This window comes from Gibbsiella quercinecans, from assembly GCF_002291425.1.
Taxonomy (GTDB): domain Bacteria; phylum Pseudomonadota; class Gammaproteobacteria; order Enterobacterales; family Enterobacteriaceae; genus Gibbsiella; species Gibbsiella quercinecans.
On record NZ_CP014136.1, the window covers coordinates 1,208,604 to 1,222,852 of the forward strand.

General features: G+C 56.5%; 14 protein-coding genes. 1 reads left to right on the forward strand and 13 read right to left on the reverse strand.

From position 1 onward, the window contains the following. Nucleotides 1-13: 13 nt before the first annotated feature. The 3 genes from sdhA to sdhC are packed head-to-tail and all read right to left on the reverse strand — an operon-like array spanning nucleotide 14 to nucleotide 2,511. Nucleotides 14-1,780 (reverse strand): succinate dehydrogenase flavoprotein subunit, encoded by a 1,767-nt coding sequence (gene sdhA / locus ACN28Q_RS05560; protein WP_095845432.1) that lies wholly within the window; start codon nucleotides 1,778-1,780, stop codon nucleotides 14-16. Then, a complete protein-coding gene (gene sdhD, locus ACN28Q_RS05565) occupies nucleotides 1,781-2,128 on the reverse strand; it encodes a succinate dehydrogenase membrane anchor subunit (protein WP_095845433.1) in 348 nt (115 codons plus the stop codon). It lies immediately after the preceding gene. Beyond that, nucleotides 2,122-2,511 (reverse strand): succinate dehydrogenase cytochrome b556 subunit, encoded by a 390-nt coding sequence (gene sdhC, locus ACN28Q_RS05570; RefSeq protein ID WP_095848928.1) that lies wholly within the window; start codon nucleotides 2,509-2,511, stop codon nucleotides 2,122-2,124. Before sdhC ends, sdhD begins: the two co-directional genes overlap by 7 nt. Before the next feature lie 781 nt (nucleotides 2,512-3,292). On the opposite strand from sdhC, the gene ACN28Q_RS05575 reads away from it, so the two are divergent. Continuing rightward, nucleotides 3,293-4,582 carry a citrate synthase gene (locus ACN28Q_RS05575; RefSeq protein ID WP_095845434.1) on the forward strand — a complete coding sequence of 430 codons (1,290 nt, stop codon included), beginning with the start codon at nucleotides 3,293-3,295 and terminating at the stop codon, nucleotides 4,580-4,582. 119 nt (nucleotides 4,583-4,701) lie between these two features. On the opposite strand, the gene nei is transcribed toward ACN28Q_RS05575, so the two are convergent. The 10 genes from nei to ACN28Q_RS05625 form a co-directional block, all read right to left on the reverse strand. Continuing rightward, nucleotides 4,702-5,493 carry an endonuclease VIII gene (gene nei, locus ACN28Q_RS05580; RefSeq protein WP_095845435.1) on the reverse strand — a complete coding sequence of 264 codons (792 nt, stop codon included), beginning with the start codon at nucleotides 5,491-5,493 and terminating at the stop codon, nucleotides 4,702-4,704. Between the two features lie 10 nt (nucleotides 5,494-5,503). After that, nucleotides 5,504-6,148 carry a pyroglutamyl-peptidase I gene (gene pcp / locus ACN28Q_RS05585; RefSeq protein WP_095845436.1) on the reverse strand — a complete coding sequence of 215 codons (645 nt, stop codon included), beginning with the start codon at nucleotides 6,146-6,148 and terminating at the stop codon, nucleotides 5,504-5,506. A gap of 10 nt (nucleotides 6,149-6,158) precedes the next feature. After that, on the reverse strand, nucleotides 6,159-7,166 hold the full coding sequence (locus tag ACN28Q_RS05590) for a DUF979 domain-containing protein (RefSeq protein ID WP_095845437.1): 1,008 nt from the start codon (nucleotides 7,164-7,166) through the stop codon (nucleotides 6,159-6,161). Next, a complete protein-coding gene (locus tag ACN28Q_RS05595; protein WP_095845438.1) occupies nucleotides 7,163-7,894 on the reverse strand; it encodes a DUF969 domain-containing protein in 732 nt (243 codons plus the stop codon). Before ACN28Q_RS05595 ends, ACN28Q_RS05590 begins: the two co-directional genes overlap by 4 nt. Before the next feature lie 113 nt (nucleotides 7,895-8,007). Then, entirely contained in the window at nucleotides 8,008-8,940 is a 933-nt protein-coding gene (gene pxpC / locus ACN28Q_RS05600; RefSeq protein WP_095845439.1) for a 5-oxoprolinase subunit PxpC, read from the reverse strand. Beyond that, entirely contained in the window at nucleotides 8,934-9,590 is a 657-nt protein-coding gene (pxpB, locus tag ACN28Q_RS05605; protein WP_095845440.1) for a 5-oxoprolinase subunit PxpB, read from the reverse strand. The genes pxpC and pxpB overlap by 7 nt, the downstream gene beginning before the upstream one ends. 189 nt (nucleotides 9,591-9,779) lie before the next feature. Then, nucleotides 9,780-10,523: a type 2 GTP cyclohydrolase I gene (locus ACN28Q_RS05610; protein WP_095845441.1), complete on the reverse strand. Its 744-nt coding sequence runs from the start codon at nucleotides 10,521-10,523 to the stop codon at nucleotides 9,780-9,782. A 197-nt stretch (nucleotides 10,524-10,720) separates the two neighbouring features. Next, a complete protein-coding gene (locus tag ACN28Q_RS05615) occupies nucleotides 10,721-11,701 on the reverse strand; it encodes an MBL fold metallo-hydrolase (RefSeq protein WP_095845442.1) in 981 nt (326 codons plus the stop codon). A 22-nt stretch (nucleotides 11,702-11,723) separates the two neighbouring features. Beyond that, nucleotides 11,724-13,151: a deoxyribodipyrimidine photo-lyase gene (gene phrB / locus ACN28Q_RS05620; RefSeq protein WP_095845443.1), complete on the reverse strand. Its 1,428-nt coding sequence runs from the start codon at nucleotides 13,149-13,151 to the stop codon at nucleotides 11,724-11,726. Nucleotides 13,152-13,167: 16 nt separating this feature from the next. Beyond that, complete coding sequence (locus ACN28Q_RS05625) at nucleotides 13,168-14,121, reverse strand: YbgA family protein (protein ID WP_095845444.1); 954 nt, start codon at nucleotides 14,119-14,121, stop codon at nucleotides 13,168-13,170. Nucleotides 14,122-14,249: the final 128 nt, after the last annotated feature.

Here is a 14,249-nt window from a genome sequence, read left to right on the forward strand (position 1 = left end):
CCCTTCTCCGCAATTAATAAGAACGCACTTTTGGCGGGAATGCCGGGCGCAACGTCGGCTGCATATTCACGCTACGGCGCGTCATGCTTTCCGACTGCGGCAGATACAGCGAATGGCACAGCCAATTAGCGTCATCCCGATCCGGGTAGTCAAAACGGCTGTGGGCGCCGCGACTTTCCGTGCGGTAGTTGGCCGATACGGCGGTGGAAAACGCCGTCTCCATCAGGTTATCCAACTCCAGGCATTCGATGCGCTGGGTATTGAACTCCGTTGAGGTATCGTCCAAGCGCGCATTCTTCAGGCGCTCGCGGATCACTTTCAACTCTTCCAACCCTTTGGCCATCGCGTCGCCTTCGCGGAACACCGAGAAATTGTGCTGCATGCAGGATTGCAGCGCTTTGCGGATTTCAACCGGATCTTCACCGCTGCGGTTATTGTTCCAGCGGTTAAGGCGCTCCAGCGAGGCCTCAACGTCGGAATCGCTGGCGTCACGGCTGGCGCCTTGTTCTTCCAGGGATTCCTGCAGATGCAGGCCGGCGGAACGGCCGAAGACCACCAGATCGAGCAACGAGTTGCCGCCAAGCCGGTTGGCACCGTGGACCGATACGCAGGCGATTTCGCCCACGGCGAATAGCCCTGGGATCACCACGTCTTCCCCCTGCTCGTTCACCGTCAGTGCCTGGCCGGTCACCTTGGTTGGAATGCCGCCCATCATATAGTGGCAGGTCGGGATCACCGGGATCGGCTCTTTGACCGGATCGACGTGGGCAAAGGTGCGCGACAGCTCGAGGATCCCCGGCAAGCGCGATTCCAACACGTCTTTACCCAGATGATCGAGCTTCAGCTTGGCGTGCGGGCCCCACGGGCCGTCGCAGCCGCGGCCTTCACGGATTTCGATCATGATCGAACGGGCAACCACATCACGGCCCGCCAGATCTTTGGCATTCGGCGCGTAGCGCTCCATGAAGCGCTCGCCATGTTTGTTCAGCAGGTAGCCGCCTTCGCCACGGCAGCCTTCTGTGACCAGAACGCCCGCGCCGGCAATACCGGTTGGGTGGAACTGCCACATTTCCATATCCTGCACCGGCACCCCGGCGCGCAACGCCATCCCCACGCCGTCGCCGGTATTGATGTGCGCATTGGTGGTGGACTGATAAATACGCCCGGCGCCGCCGGTCGCCAGCACGGTGGCCTTGGCTTTGAAATAGACCACTTCGCCGGTTTCAATGCAGATAGCGGTGGTGCCAACCACGGTGCCATCCTGGTTTTTCACCAGATCCAGCGCATACCATTCGGAGAAGATTGTGGTGTGATTCTTCAAATTCTGCTGGTAAAGGGTGTGCAGCAGCGCGTGGCCGGTGCGGTCGGCGGCTGCTGCCGTGCGGGCCGCCTGCTCGCCGCCGAAGTTTTTCGACTGGCCGCCAAACGGCCGCTGATAAATACGGCCGTCATCCAGACGGGAAAACGGCAGCCCCATGTGTTCAAGCTCAAGAATGGCTTCAGGGCCGGTTTTGCACATGTATTCGATGGCGTCCTGATCGCCGATATAATCAGAGCCTTTCACCGTGTCGTACATGTGCCATTCCCAGTTATCTTCATGGGTGTTGCCAAGCGCGACCGTAATGCCGCCCTGAGCGGACACGGTATGGGAACGGGTTGGAAATACTTTTGACAGCAGGGCACAGGTTGAGCCCGCCTGGGAAATCTGCAGTGCCGCGCGCATCCCCGCGCCGCCGGCACCAATAACAACAGCATCAAACTCTCTGACTGGCAGCTTCATTTACGCACCCCACACGACAATTGTTCCATACAATAAATAGACCACCAGCGCGACCACGATCGCCAATTGCAGCACCAGGCGAACCGCCAGCGGTTTGATATAATCCGTTAACACCTGCCACATCCCAATCCAGGCGTGAACCAGAATGGAAAGCAATGCCAGCAGGGTAAAAACCTTCGTGATGGAAGTGGCGAAGAAACCCCGCCAGATGTCATAGGTAATGTCAGGCGCAGTGGCGACAAAACCCAGAAGATAAAGAACATACAGGGTGATAACGATGGCGGAGGCACGCAGTAATAACCAGTCATGCACGCCGTTGCGTCCTAATGCAGAAACATTGCTTACCATACCAAGACTCCCGCCAGAATTGACAACACGGCGGTCAATACGAACGCCACCTGGGCAGAACGTTTACCCGCGGCCAAACTCTCTTCGATATAGCCAAAATCCATTAACAAATGGCGAATGCCACCGCAAATGTGATAAGCCAGCGCCGTCAGGATCCCCCAAAAAATAAATTTCGCGAAGAAACTATTCATGATGGCTGTAGCTTGCAGAAACCCGTCCTGGGAAGAGAGAGACAGGCCTAACAGCCAGAGGAGAATGCCCACGGCAACGAAGGTGATTACGCCAGAGACTCGGTGTAAAATGGAAGCTATTGCAGTTACGGGAAACCGGATCGTTTGCAGATCCAGATTAACAGGTCTTTGTTTTTTCACGATTTTGCCCACACAGCTCTTATTATTTTCCTTCCTCCGGCCTGGGCGGGGATCAGACAGCGTTAAGAGCCGAAAAAAACCCTCACACGTCACGCGCTCAAACATCAACATCCTCTGTGCTTAAACGGCGCGTTGTTATAACGCTGGGTGCTCCTACTTCAGGGTAAACCCGGAGACCTGGCGGCAGTATAGGATGATCACAATCCTATTACAATTCCCACACAATCTCTTTGGTGACATTTCCCCTGAACAGTGATTTGGATCACTTTTTTCACAAAAAATACAAAACAAATCATATCATTTGACAAAATATCAACATTTTAATTACATATACAACGCAAACACGCCTATGATAGACGAACGACCAGCAGATACACTTCCCCCTACGCCCAAGTTATGCAACAGTGTATCTTGCTGAAACTCCTTCAATCCGTGTGGTTACACCGCCCAGAGCCGCGATCGCGCATGCCATAGCCAGCAAACAATATGCCGGGCAACCTTACGGGCCTGGTGAGCAAGGCGGCAACATGGCACTGAACAGCGCGAAGGGCACGGGTTTGAACAACCGCGGCATATCGTAGGTAACAATTAACAGACAATAATGAATTCGAATGAATCGTTGATAACTGGTCACCCGTTTCGTTCGCCTGATGAGCACTCTGTACCCCATACACGCATTTGCGTAGTTGCTCACAGAGTTTGCGCTTGCGCGAATTTTTTGCGGGCAACATGCGGAGATTTAAGGTATTTCAGTTATTAGTGGTTTAAAAATAAGGCGCTAAGGAGACTGTAAATGACTGACAAAAAAGCGACGCTGGCACTGAATGACGGTGCAGCGCCGATCGAGCTAAACGTACTGACCCCGACGCTGGGTCCCGATGTCCTTGACGTCCGCGCCTTGGGCACGAAAGGTTATTTCACCTTTGATCCTGGCTTTACCTCTACCGCGTCCTGTGAATCCAAGATCACCTACATCGACGGTGACAACGGCATTCTGCTGCACCGCGGCTTCCCGATCGAACAGCTGGCGAAAAAATCCACCTATCTTGAGGTGTGTTACATCCTGCTGTACGGCGAGACGCCAACCAAAGAAGAGTTTGAACAGTTCCGAACCAACGTCACCCGCCATACCATGATCCACGATCAGATCACCCATCTGTTCCGTGGTTTCCGCCGTGACTCACACCCAATGGCCGTGCTGTGCGGCGTTACCGGTGCGCTGGCGGCCTTCTATCATGACGCGCTGGACGTCAACAACGAGCGCCACCGGGAAATCGCCGCCTTCCGTCTGCTGTCGAAAATGCCGACCGTCGCGGCGATGTGTTACAAATACTCCCTTGGCCAGCCGTTTGTTTATCCGCGTAACGAGCTGTCGTATGCGGGTAACTTCCTGCACATGATGTTCGCGACGCCGTGTGAAGAATACGTGGTCAACCCAGTGCTGGAACGCGCAATGGATCGGATCCTGATCCTGCACGCCGATCACGAACAGAACGCCTCGACGTCGACCGTGCGCACCGCCGGTTCTTCCGGTGCCAACCCGTTCGCCTGCATCGCGGCCGGTATCGCATCGCTTTGGGGGCCAGCGCATGGCGGTGCCAACGAAGCCGCGCTGAAAATGCTCGAAGAAATCAAGAGCGTTGAACACATCCCGGAATTTATCAAACGCGCCAAAGACAAGAACGACTCGTTCCGTCTGATGGGCTTTGGCCACCGTGTATACAAAAACTACGATCCGCGTGCGACCGTAATGCGTGAAACCTGCCACGAAGTGCTGAAAGAGCTGAACAAGAAGGATGACAACCTGCTGGAAGTGGCGATGGAGCTGGAGCACATTGCACTGCACGATCCGTACTTCATCGAGAAAAAACTGTACCCGAACGTCGATTTCTATTCAGGCATCATCCTGAAGGCGATGGGCATTCCATCCTCTATGTTCACCGTGATCTTTGCCATTGCCCGTACCATCGGCTGGATCGCACACTGGAGCGAAATGCATGCCGAAGGGTTGAAGATCGCTCGCCCGCGCCAGCTGTACACCGGCTACGCCGAGCGTGACTTTGACTCTATGCTGAAAAAATAACCGCGCTGGGTTCTTGCCTTACCGCGTTAAGCGCCGCCCCTGGGCGGCGCTTTTCGTTTTGCAACCAGCCAGGGATAGAAGAGGCCCGATCTGGCCGATGAGGGAATATAGATTTCCCGCTATTTCTGGCACCCCGGGCACCAATAGAACGGCCGTGAAGACAGCGTCTCACGAACGATCATGGCGCCGCAGCGCGGGCATGGTTCGCCGCTGCGGTGAAACACCTTAAAGCTAAAGAGTGTGCCGTGGTGGCGGTTGTCATCCACCTGCCCCCGCGTTTGGTAAGACAACCGTGGGATCTGCAGCAGCGCTTCGGCCAAGCGATGCAACACCGGCGGCGCCAGCTCCTGCGCCCGATGCTGTGGCGCCAGTTCGGCCTGCCATAAAATTTCAGCACGCAGGTAGTTGCCCAACCCGGCGAGAAAAGCCTGATCGAGCAGCATTCCCCCCAGTTGCCGCCGCCTGAACGCCGGCAGCAATAAACGCTGCTCGACGGCGGCCACCGTCACCGCAGGATCCAGCACATCCGGGCCGATGCGTTGCAAAAACGGGTGCTGCTCAATCTCTTCACGCGGCCCAACGGTAATATCCGAAGCACTGTAGAGCAAAATCGCCCGCTCCGGCGTTTGCAGGCGTACGCGTAAATCACGTTTGGTATCGGGCACCTCCCCGGCGCTGACCACTTTCCACACGCCATATAGCTGGTTGTGGCTATACATCGTCAGCCCATCAGAAAAATGGATCAGCAACGCCTTGCCACGCGGTTCAATCGCGATCACCCGCTGGCCAACCAGCGTTGCCTGATAGTGCTTCAACTGTGGAAAAGCAAACCAAACGTCAGTCAGCGGTTGCTCAATCACCGCAGCCGCCAGTTTATCCGCCGCCCGGCGTATTTCCGGCCCTTCCGGCATCTAAGACTCCTTAATGCGTGGCGCCACCGGCCACTTTTCGATCCTGTTCCACCTGCAAGGCGATAGATATCGCCAACTCCACGGCAATTAACACCGTCTGGGCGGCCATACTTGGCGCGCCGGGATGTGCGATTGCCTGTTCAGGCAAATAAGGGATATGCATAAATCCCCCTTTCACCGCCGGCCGGCCACGCAAATAATGCAGCAGACCGTACATGACGTGATTACAGACATAGGTCCCGGCCGTTTGCGATACCGAAGCGGGAATACCCGCGGCACGAATCGCTTCCACCACCGTTTTGATCGGCAGCGTACTGAAATACGCAGCCGGCCCGTCGGCCGCTATCGGCTCATCGATGGGCTGATAGCCTTTATTATCAGGAATGCGCGCGTCGTTAATATTAATCGCCACACGCTCAAGCGTGATATCGGATCGCCCTCCCGCCTGGCCGATACACAACACTATTGCCGGTTGCCATTCATCAATCGCCGCCTCCAGCACGGTTAATGCCTCACCAAATACGCACGGCAACTGGCGCGCGACAATATGCCCCCCGGCCAGTTCCCGATCGCTCAACTGCTTCACGACCTCCCAGGAAGGATTTACAGATTCGCCATCAAAAGGTTCAAAACCGGTAATCAGAACGTTGCGCATAAAAGATACCCTAAAGAAACATCAAAAAATAAAGCAGCAGCACATTCACCAACAACAACGCGATTCCCGTTGGGATCTGGGCCTTAATGACGGCGTTTTTATCCGGCAGCTCCAACAATGCGGCGGGGACAATATTATAGTTAGCCGCCATCGGCGTCATTAATGTGCCGCAATACCCTGAGAACATACCGATCGCCGCCATTACCGCTGGATTGCCGCCGTGCTGCAATACCAGAATAGGGATCCCAACCCCCGCAGTCACAATCGGAAAGGCAGCGAAAGCATTGCCCATAACCATGGTTAACAGCGCCATGCCAACGGCATACACCACGACCGCAATAAAACGGTTGTCTACCGCCAGGTACTCTTGCGTCAAATGTGAAATCGCCGTGCCAACCCCCGCCGCAGTGAATAACAACCCAAGCGTTGCCAGGATCTGAGGCAAGATAAACGCCCAGCCGATGGAATCCAGCAGGCGACGCGCCTCCTGGATCGGCTGATGGCTTTTTTCACCGGTCATTTTTAACGCAATCAAACAGCCCAACAGGCAGCCGACCGTCATACTGAACAAGGTGATCAGCGTCGCATGATTGCCTGGGCCGAACACCCTTGTTTGCAACACCTGCACGTTGTTAAACAACAATACGCCGATTACCGTTACCACGGGTATCGTCAACGCCGGCACAAATAAGCGGTTGCCAAGCCGTTGGGCGCTTTCCTCACGCTGTTCCACGCTACGCTGGTGATAATGGCCCAGACGCACCCCACCAAACCCCGCAATCAGCGCCATGACAACCACCAGCACACCGACCAGAATATGCAGTTGGCGGCGAGCCTCTTCCCCAGAACCAAACAGCCCGTAGGCCCAATCACCGAGCAAGAAAATTACGCCATATAAGCCCCAAAACAACGCGGTGAAGATACGGCGAGGGTTAGCACGATCGCGTAGAGACATCACTGCGACAATCAATAAAACGGCGCCGGCAAGCCAGTAGAGGTATTGCTGTTGGAAATTCATTGCGCCTCTCCCTTCGCTTTTAATGCCGCCTGGTTAAGCTGCGCCAGCTCTGTGCTCAAGCGCTTATCCATCCGGTACATACGCCAGGCATGGATCAAAAAAGCGAAAATGGCGGTGGGGATGCCCCACAAGGCGATATGCAGCGGCTCGGTTTGAATCCCGCCAGACTCCAACATAAAGTTGTGCATGAAAATAATCGCGCCAAATGCCACGAAGATATCTTCACCAAAGAACAGGCCCACATTGTCCGTCGCCGCAGACATCGCGCGTAAGCGATAGCGAACATGCTCCGGCAATTCGCCGTAACGGTTTTGCATTGCGCCTTCCGCCATGGGCGCTAACATAGGCCGCACCATCTGCGGATGCCCACCCAGGCTGGTCAGCCCCATAGCTGCGGTTATTTCACGGAAAAACAAATAAACAATCAGCAGACGCCCTGCCGTCGCACTTTTGATTTTGGCAATCCATATTTGCGCGCGTTCCTTTAATCCATAGCGCTCCAGCAGGCCAATTACCGCTAACGGCAACAGCAGGATCAATGGCAGATTACGGGTATTGAGAAACCCTTCGCCAAGCTTTTCCAGAATAACGCCCAGTGGCATCGAAGCTGCCAGACCGGTAATGATCCCTGAAACAATGACCACTAAAACCGGATTAATGCGCAACAAGAAACCCACCACGATGGCAGCAATACCGATCAGTGGCCACAAATCCACCCCATGTTCCATAGCCTATTCCCTCTGATGTTGTGTAAACCTTAATTCCACCTTGTTCCGTGTGGATAGCGGCCAGCCTCTGGAAGATGGAGAAGATTTGCACCTTCATCGGCCATTACCGCCAATCAATGCTCATCCAGCCCCCAGGCAATTTGTTGGATAAAATGGTCCTGTTCGATTTTGGCGCGCTGCGCCTCCGCCAGCGTGCAGGGCATAAAATGCATCGGTTCCCCCAGGCGAATCTGCGCCAGGTGGTAGAGATCGGCCTCGATCACGCAGGCGATGCGCGGGTAGCCGCCGGTCGTTTGCGCATCCGCCATCAGCACGATGGGTTGCCCGTTATGCGGCACCTGAACCACGCCAGGCACCAGGCCATGTGACAAAATCTCATGTTCAGTGGTGCGGGCCAAAGCATGGCCGCCGTGCAAACGGTACCCCATGCGGTTGCTCTGCGGGCTAATCTGCCAGGGGGTGCGCCAAAAGGCATCCTGCGCTTCTTCGCTGTATTCGCCATACTCCGGCCCGGGTAACGCACGAATACGGTTATTAAACAGCAACTGTTTCACCCCGATGCTATCGCGCACCAGCGTTTGGCTTTTGCCAAGCGGCAGCCGATCGCCATCCCGCAACGGCCGCCCTTCCAGGCCCCCGAAAGCGGCCTTAACATCGGTACTGCGCGATCCCAGCACCGCCGGCACGGCAATCCCGCCCGCCACGGCCAGGTAGCTACGCATACCGCGCCTAGGCATATTCAACACCAGCCGTTGGCCTTTTTTTACCCGGTAACGCCAGCCGGTCCATAGCGGTTTGCCATCCAGCGTGGCGTCACAGCCCGCGCCGGTGAGGGCGAACCAGCCGGCGCGGCTGAATTCGGCACTAAACTGCCCAAGGGTGATCTCCAGGCCGGCGGCGTCTTGCGGATTCCCCACCAATAGATTGGCGATCTTCAGCGCGGGAATATCCAGCGCGCCGCCCTGGCTAACCCCCAGGCGCCGGAAGCCGTGGCGGCCAAGATCCTGCACCGTGGTAAAAATGCCCGCCCGTAGGATTTTCAGCATACGCCCTCCTTTTGCGGCACAAAGCGCACGTTGTCGCCGGGGCGCAGCAACGTTGGCGGCATGGTGTCGGGGGTAAACAAAGCCCGCGGCGTACGGCCAATAATTTGCCAACCACCCGGGCTGGCCAACGGATAGATACCGGTTTGGCCGCCGCCAATCCCTACCGATCCGGCCGCGACGCTCAGGCGCGGCTCGGCACGGCGCGGCATCGCCAGTTTTTCCGGCATGCCGCCCAGGTAAGGAAAACCGGGCTGGAAACCGAGGAAGTAAACCACATAGGCCGCCGCTGCATGGCATTCCACCACCTGCTGCGGCGACATACCGGTGTGGTCCGCCACCGCGGCCAGATCCGGCCCGTATTCGCCGCCATAAATGACGGGAATATCCACATTCCGCGGCTCCGGCACCAGGCTTTCTTCACGCTCCCAGCCTTGCTGCAACACGGCCAGCATGGCCTGCGCGTTAGCCTGCGGCACCCGCAGCAACAGCGTTAAGTTATTCATCCCCGGCACCACTTCATGCACGTCGGGGTGATGATTAAGTTTTTCGGCCAGCGCCCAGATCCGCCGTTGGCTGGTCAACGTGACCGGCGGCGCCAACTCAAGCACGGCGGCTTTTTCACCCAACAGGTAATACTGCGCTCGTTGCACCCCGACACCTCTTTTTATGATGAAAAACCTCACTGTTATGCGCGAGGCAGCTTCCGCTGTCAATAGAACAACCGGTGAAAAAAGAAGGGATTAAACCGCATTCACGGAAGGGAAATAATTGAAAAGTGGGCCAAATCTTGCTGCAGATAGGATTAAAGGGTTCAGCCAGGCTGAACCCTTGGCCAAAGATTAAGCCGGATTGGGAATATCGATAAAAGTGACCTCAAAGCCATGGTTCTGCTGCAACCACTCGCCGAGCACCTTGATCCCGCCGCGCTCAGTGGCATGGTGGCCGGCGGCAAAGAAGTGCAGCCCCATTTCCCGGGCGACATGGATGGTTTGCTCAGAAACTTCACCGCTGATAAATGCATCCACGCCAAAACGCGCCGCGCTATCGATAAAACTCTGCCCGCCGCCGGTGCACCAGGCCACTCGGCGAATATGCGCCGGCGCGTTATCGCCGCAGTGTAATACGCTACGGCCCAGGCGGCTTTCCAGACGCTGTTTCAGCTCATCAGCGCCGATCGGCCGTTCGAACTCCCCATGCGGCAACAAAGGCTCAACTTCACCGATCACGCGGATACCCAGCGCCAGCGCCAACTGGGCGTTGTTGCCCAGCACCGGGTGCGCATCCAGCGGCAAATGATAGCCATACAGATTGATGTCGTTGGCCAGCAGCGTTTTCAGGCGATTACGTTTCATCCCGCGCACTGCGGGCGCCTCATTTTTCCAGAAATAGCCATGGTGTACGACGATGGCATCCGCCTGTTGCTCAACGGCGGCGTCCAGCAATGCCTGGCAGGCCGTCACGCCGGTGACGATCCGTTGTACATGAGGCCGGCCTTCCACCTGCAAGCCATTCGGGGCGTAGTCTTGAAAAGCCGAACTGTTTAATTCGGTATTGATCAGATGTTCCAGATCGAGGTTAAGCATAATGTCCTCTCTTTAAAATCAACCTATTATACCCTTCATACTTCAAGTTGCAGGTGTGTTGGCTTTCCTCGCTCACCCCAGTCACTTACTACAGTAAGCTCCTGGGGATTCGCTGCGTTGCCGCCTTCCTGCAACTCGAATTATTTTGGGTATGTATCTTCCCCTTTTGGCGCCGAAGCCCACCGCAAGGCGGAAGATCAAAACTGTTGCCGCTCCCCTTGTTCCATCAAAATAAAGCGCACGCCCATATCATTCCCCTGTTCCAACTGTTGGCGCACCGTGGCGCGCACGTCACCGCCCTGTTTCAGGCTCGGTTTGATATGGCTGATGATCACCGGCAGATCTTTCAACGCACCGTCGCCGCCGCTGTATTTTTCCAGGTTTTTCAGCTCCATCAGCAACCAGGCAGGCGTCAGATGACCATATAATTTGCTGTCTTCCACCCCATTGGGGTAGGACGTTTCAATGATCATGCCTTTCAGTTTACCCTGCTCTACTAGCGGCCCAAGCGCCCGCCAGGCGGTATCCAGATGGCGGGATTGTTCAACCGCATCCGGCCCGGTATCGCCGAAATAGGCAAAGGAATCAGTGCGATCGGAAATCAGCACCATGGCGGAGGGGGTCTTCGCATGGCTCAACGGATAGAGCACGCCGCTAAGCCCGGTATTGCCGAAGGTGAACCGCTGCAGTTCACGCACCGGCTGCAGGCGATAGGTGCCAAGACGCGTGCCGTTGCCGGAATCGGTGAAGTTAGGCCAGGCCTTCCAGTTAAAATAGTGGTTGCGCAGGGTCAGCACCGCATCAGTGGATGCATAAATGGTTTTGCGGCTGTCTTCCGGCGCGGCCAGGATCAGCCCGGCAACGTGGTCAAGGTGCGCATGGCTAATAAAATAACTGCCAATCAGTTCACGCAACACATAGCCCTGCGGCGTATACGGCGCGGCAAGCGCGTCGTTGACCTGGGGGAAGCTGCCCTTTGCCAACCCTTTGGCGATGCCCGGCAATAATGAACCGGCGTCCAGCGCCAGATATTGCCGCTGGCTATCACTGCGGATCAGGTACGAGGTCAGGTTGCCGTCGCTAACGCCGCCCTCGACGCCCAGCGCCACGACGTCGAACGCCGCGCTGGCCCACGAGCAGTACCCGGCCAGGCACAGGGCCACTAATTTATTCATCATGACAGGTCACTCCAGCTTTGCCTTAACGCGCTTCCCGCTTCGCCGCCTCAAAAGCTGCCAGTGTTTCACGCCGCGCCTGCTGATGTATCACGATCGGTTGCGGATAATTCAGCACGCGCTGCCGCTGCTTTTCCAACCAGCGATAGGGTTGATGAATATCATTGTCCGGCACTTCGGCCAGTTCAGGCAACCACTTACGAATAAAAGTGCCTTGTGGATCAAAACGTTCTCCCTGGGTGGTCGGATTAAAGATGCGAAAATAGGGCGTGGCGTCGGTGCCGGTAGACGCCGCCCACTGCCAGCCGCCGTTGTTGGCCGCCAGATCGCCGTCCAGCAATTGCGACATGAAGTACCGCTCGCCGGCACGCCAGTCGATCAGTAAATCCTTCACCAAAAAGCTGGCGCTAATCATCCGTAGCCGGTTATGCATCCACCCCGTGGCATTCAGTTGCCGCATCGCCGCATCGACGATCGGGTAGCCGGTTTGCCCTTGCTGCCAGGCTTTCAGCAACGCCGCATCCCCTTGCCAGCGCACATTATCCGTCCAGTCAATAAAGGGCCGGTGCTTGCACAGCGCCGGATAGGCCACCAGCAGATGACGATAAAACTCACGCCAAATCAGCTCATTGAGCCAACTGAACGCACCGCCTTCGGTATTTTCCAGCACTTCCGGGCATTCGGCCCGCAGCCGGTTGACGCACTGGCGAGGCGAGATCACACCGGTTGCCAGATAGGGCGAAAGGCAGCTGGTTCCTGCCAGCGCGGGCAGATCGCGCTGTCGCACGTAATCCTGCACCTGCTCGCGGCAGAAAGCCCGTAACCGCTGTAGCGCCGCCTCTTCGCCGCTGGGGAATGCGTCGCTCAACGCCGCCTGCGGGTAATCAAACGGCGCGATCGGGCGCACCGCGATCTTTTTGCCGCGCGCTTTGGGCGCCGGTAAAGAACTGACGTCCGTGGCCATCAGGCGCTGAATAAAAGCCTTGCGAAACGGGGTATACACCCTGAACATTTCGCCCTTGCCGGTCAGTACACTGCCTGGCGGCAACAGCAGGCTGTCGTCAAAACTGTGGCACGCAACGTTGCCCGCCAGGCGCGCTTCCAACTGGGCATCACGCTGGCGCTCGTTAATTTCATACTGGCGGTTATAGTAAAGCGCATCCACCTGCTGTTGTTGGCAGAAGGCCGCCAACCAGTCAACGGATGCCGAAAAATCATCGCATTGGTGGAAGAACAGCGGGATTGCCCGTTGCGCCAATGCCTGCTGGAGCGCCAGCAGGTTGGCATGAATAAACCCGGCCTGGCGCGGTGCCATGCCGTGTTGCTGCCATTGCCCTGGTGTAGCGATAAACACCGCCAACACCTTGGCATCGGGATCGTCACAGGCGGCGTGCAGCGCCCGGTTGTCGGTAATGCGCAAATCATTGCGCAGCCAAATAAGATGGGTGGCCATAGGCGCTTCCTTGTGATTAACGGCCGTAGCGCAGGCGCAGAGCTTCCGGGTAGGGTTCAAAGTAACGCTGCTGTGCCAGATAGCTATCCGGGTATTCAGCCATATAGTGTTTTAGCAACGCGATAGGCACCAGCAGCGGCTGCATCCCCTGGCGGTAACGATCGATAAGCTGCGACAGCTCCTGGCGCTGGGCCGGGCTAAGCTGGCGGCGGAAATACCCCTGAACGTGCATAAGCACATTGGTGTGGTTACGGCGCGTGGCCTTATGCGCCATCAGCGCCATTAACCGGCTGCGGTATTCCGTGGCGAAGGCATCCAGCGAATCCCATTTTTCGATATCCGCGACAAATCGGCCAAGCGCACGGTATTCCGGCTGCGAATGCGCCAACAGCGAGAGCTTATAGCGGCTGTGGAACGCAATCAGCTTGCCGCGCGTCAGGCCAGAGCGCCATAAGGTATTCAATTCGTGCAGCGCATAAACCCGCTCGACAAAGTTTTCACGCAGTGCGGCATCTTGCAAACGGCCGTCTTCCTCAACGGGCAGCCAGGGCATCTGGCGCATCAGTTCAGCGGTAAACAGGCCAACGCCGCTTTTGCGCGCGCCGTCGCCATTTTCGCTGTACACCCGCACCCGCTCCATGCCGCAGCTTGGCGATTTTGAACAGACAATGTAACCGCACAGGTTCCCCAGTTCGGCGACTTGCTGCCTGGAAAAATGCTGCATCGGTTCGGTGACGTCAATGCTGCTGTCATTGCTGTTGCACAGCCTGATTTGCTGCTGCTGTTTAATCAAGCGCAGCGCCGGCCGCGGCGAAGGTAACCCTATCGCCATTTCCGGGCAGATGGATGAAAATTGCACATATTCGCCGAGTTGTTCTACGGCGAACGTTAGCCTTTTATGGCCACCGTCAAAACGCACGGCGCCGCCTAACAGGCAGGCGCTGATACCGATAGGAATTTTGTCACTCATGCTTCGCTCCCTCAAAGTAATACTAAAGTGTAGAAGAATTCGCAGCTTAGTACGACCTAAGGGTAAAGAATCGCGGGGAGAATGTTTACAGACAGGCGCGGAAAGCACCCAATGAAGCCATCAAGAAG

Coding starts and splice junctions, on each gene's coding strand:
- sdhA (WP_095845432.1), bottom strand. CDS start 1,780: ATGAAGCTGCCAGTCAGAGAGTTTGATGCTGTTGTTATTGGTGCCGGC.
- sdhD (WP_095845433.1), bottom strand. CDS start 2,128: ATGGTAAGCAATGTTTCTGCATTAGGACGCAACGGCGTGCATGACTGG.
- ACN28Q_RS05575 (WP_095845434.1), top strand. CDS start 3,293: ATGACTGACAAAAAAGCGACGCTGGCACTGAATGACGGTGCAGCGCCG.
- nei (WP_095845435.1), bottom strand. CDS start 5,493: ATGCCGGAAGGGCCGGAAATACGCCGGGCGGCGGATAAACTGGCGGCT.
- pcp (WP_095845436.1), bottom strand. CDS start 6,148: ATGCGCAACGTTCTGATTACCGGTTTTGAACCTTTTGATGGCGAATCT.
- ACN28Q_RS05590 (WP_095845437.1), bottom strand. CDS start 7,166: ATGAATTTCCAACAGCAATACCTCTACTGGCTTGCCGGCGCCGTTTTA.
- ACN28Q_RS05595 (WP_095845438.1), bottom strand. CDS start 7,894: ATGGAACATGGGGTGGATTTGTGGCCACTGATCGGTATTGCTGCCATC.
- pxpC (WP_095845439.1), bottom strand. CDS start 8,940: ATGCTGAAAATCCTACGGGCGGGCATTTTTACCACGGTGCAGGATCTT.
- ACN28Q_RS05610 (WP_095845441.1), bottom strand. CDS start 10,523: ATGCTTAACCTCGATCTGGAACATCTGATCAATACCGAATTAAACAGT.
- ACN28Q_RS05615 (WP_095845442.1), bottom strand. CDS start 11,701: ATGATGAATAAATTAGTGGCCCTGTGCCTGGCCGGGTACTGCTCGTGG.
- phrB (WP_095845443.1), bottom strand. CDS start 13,151: ATGGCCACCCATCTTATTTGGCTGCGCAATGATTTGCGCATTACCGAC.
- ACN28Q_RS05625 (WP_095845444.1), bottom strand. CDS start 14,121: ATGAGTGACAAAATTCCTATCGGTATCAGCGCCTGCCTGTTAGGCGGC.